This window comes from Microbacterium umsixpiens (genome assembly GCF_053543675.1).
Window position 1 is genome coordinate 1 of sequence record NZ_JBLVOH010000164.1, and the last position, 2,583, is coordinate 2,583.

Consider the following 2,583-nt stretch of genomic DNA (forward strand, 5'->3'; position numbering starts at 1 on the left):
ACCAGGGCGTTGAGCGTTCCGATCATGAGGTCCTCCTTTCCCCACCATCGTCGCCGCGCCCGGGCCGCCGGCACCCGACTTCTCCGGTCGGATGCGATCGGCTCGCCGTCAGTGCGCGGTCACAGCTCGACGGGCGGTGCCGGCTCGTTCTCGGCGGCCTCGGGATGACGGGCGAGATTCACGATCGCGGCGACGAGGCCGCCCCAGATCGTGACCATGGCGATGATCATCATGACGATCGCTGTCGTGGTCATGCGCGTTCTCCCTTCTCCGGCGTCGCGACGATCGGAACAGCCGACGTCTCCGCATCCGGCTCGTACTGCTCCTCGGCCAGGAACTCGTCGTACTCCGGGTCGTCCTTCGCGTGCGAGCGTCCGCTCCACGGCAGCGCCGACAGCAGCAGCGCCAGCACGACGAGGGCGATCACCATGCCCCAGCCGAAGATCGCGAGGAACCACCCCGGATACCCGCTGTACGGCTCATTGATCTTCGTCATGAGCTCGCTGACGAGCAGGTAACCGAGCACCAGCGGCGCAAGCACGCCGACGAGCAGCTTCCAGAGCAGTCCGACCCGGAAGCTGGAGCGGCGGTTGAGGTGCTCGACGAACACCGGGAGCTTGTGCAGCAGCCACGCCACGATGATCACCGCCACCAGCGCGACGGCCATGATGCCGAACGCATTGACGAAGGCATCCGCCGTATCGAGCACCGACAAAGCCGTGGTCGTCGAGAAGAGCGCCATCGAGACGATCGCGAGCGGGATGGCCACCGTGAGCGTCGTGCGCACGCGCGCCCAGCCCAGCTTGTCCTGCAGCGCGGCGACGATCACTTCGAGGATCGAGATGAGTGAGGTGACCCCCGCGAACACGAGCGCCCCGAAGAACAGCACGCCGATGATCGAGCCCCCGGTGGCCTGCGAGACGATCGTCGGGAAGGCGATGAATGCCAACCCGATGCCCGAGGACGCGACGCCGGCGACCTCGGTCCCCTGTGCCTGCGCCATGAACCCGAGTGCGGCGAAGACGCCGATACCGGCGAGGATCTCGAAGCCGGAGTTCGCGAACGCCACGACCAGCCCGGATCCGGTGAGGTCGGTCTTGCGCTTGAGATAAGAGGAATAGGTCACCATGATGCCGAAGGCGACCGACAGCGAGAAGAAGATGTGCCCATAGGCGGAGGCCCAGACGCCCGGGTCGGCGAGCGCCTCCCAGTTCGGGGTGAAGAACGCGTTCAGACCTTCCATCGCACCGGGGAGGAAGAGCGACTGCACCACGAGGATCGCGAACATCACGGTGAGCAACGGCATCAGGATCATGTTCGCGCGGCCGATGCCGCGCTTCACGCCGAGCGCCATGATCACGATCACGATCAGCCAGACCACGACCAGGGGGATGCCGACCTGCGGCACGAACTCGGTCGAGACGCCGACCTCCGCGACGTCCGCCGACCGCAGGAAGTCGATGAAGAAGAAGTCGTTCTCGTTCCCCGGCCCCCAGGTGAGCTGGGCCGAGAACCAGGTGTACATGGCCGCCCACGCGATGATCACCGCGTAGTACACCGCGATCACGACGCAGATCAGCACCTGCCACCAGCCGAGGGGCTCGGCCGCCCGGTGCATGCGGCGGAAGGCGAGTGGCGCCGACCCGCGGAACCGGTGCCCGATCGCGTAGTCGAAGAACAGCAGCGGGATGCCGGCGGTCAGCAGCGCGCACAGATAGGGGATGAGGAAGGCCCCACCGCCGCCCTCATAGGCGACATAGGGGAACCGCCAGATGTTCCCGAGGCCGACCGCAGATCCGATCGCCGACAGGATGAACACGTTCCGCGAGCCGAAAGCCTCGCGTTTATGGGTCTGCGTCGATGCGGTGGCCATGCCGGTGAGACTACCGGAGGGCCACGACGAACGCAGCACACCTCGTCGGCGTCGCCCCGCACCCCTGGTGCCCCTTCACATTCGGCGTTCAGAATTTGTGAACCGCGATCACATACTCTCGAACGGTCGGGGGATCTCTGGGGAGAGCGAATAGCCATGAACGTGAACGACCTGCTCATCGGCGTACCCGGCGCGCTTCCGCCACTCCCGGACGGGGAGAATCCGTTCCTGACGGATGATGCGCTGGTGGGCTCCCAGATCACACGGATCCTCGTCGATGTGCTCGGCGGGACTGTCGGCGTGCTCCTGGAACTGGGGCAGTCGACACGTCTGCGCGGCACCACTGCACTGTTGCGGGTGACCGGCGTGGAGCAGCAGAGCTGGCGCTGCACGCCGATGGCGGATGAGTTCACGGCCTGGTCGATCACCGGGATGACCGTGCAGCAGCGCGATGACGAGTTCCACCTCGTGATCGACTGCTTCCCGGTCGGGGCCCTGCTGGTGGTGGGCGCTGCGGCCGACTTCAGCCTTCTCCACACAGCGGCACCCGATGTCGCACCACCGGATGACCATTTCGACCCGCGCGCGCTGATCCGCTTCGGCATCGCGGACGAGTCGACGGAAGTCGAGCCCATCGGCAGTGCGCGCTCGGCGGGCAGCTGCTGCTGAGAGAACGGGCAGCTGCTGCTGAGAGAAGAGGATCGATCCGC

At 66.3% G+C, this 2,583-nt stretch carries 3 protein-coding genes; 1 reads left to right on the forward strand and 2 read right to left on the reverse strand.

Going from position 1 to position 2,583, the window contains the following annotated elements; translation table 11 throughout:
• Positions 1–119: 119 nt before the first annotated feature.
• On the reverse strand, positions 120–254 hold the full coding sequence (locus ACNPM4_RS16125; RefSeq protein WP_081859865.1) for a methionine/alanine import family NSS transporter small subunit: 135 nt from the start codon (positions 252–254) through the stop codon (positions 120–122).
• The gene (locus ACNPM4_RS16130) at positions 251–1,873 is read right to left on the reverse strand and encodes a sodium-dependent transporter (protein ID WP_262002207.1); all 1,623 of its coding nucleotides are present in this window, start codon (positions 1,871–1,873) and stop codon (positions 251–253) included. Before ACNPM4_RS16130 ends, ACNPM4_RS16125 begins: the two co-directional genes overlap by 4 nt.
• A 156-nt stretch (positions 1,874–2,029) precedes the next feature.
• Here ACNPM4_RS16130 and ACNPM4_RS16135 point away from each other — a divergent pair, with 156 nt between their 5' ends.
• Entirely contained in the window at positions 2,030–2,542 is a 513-nt protein-coding gene (locus ACNPM4_RS16135; RefSeq protein ID WP_448986354.1) for a hypothetical protein, read from the forward strand.
• Positions 2,543–2,583: the final 41 nt, after the last annotated feature.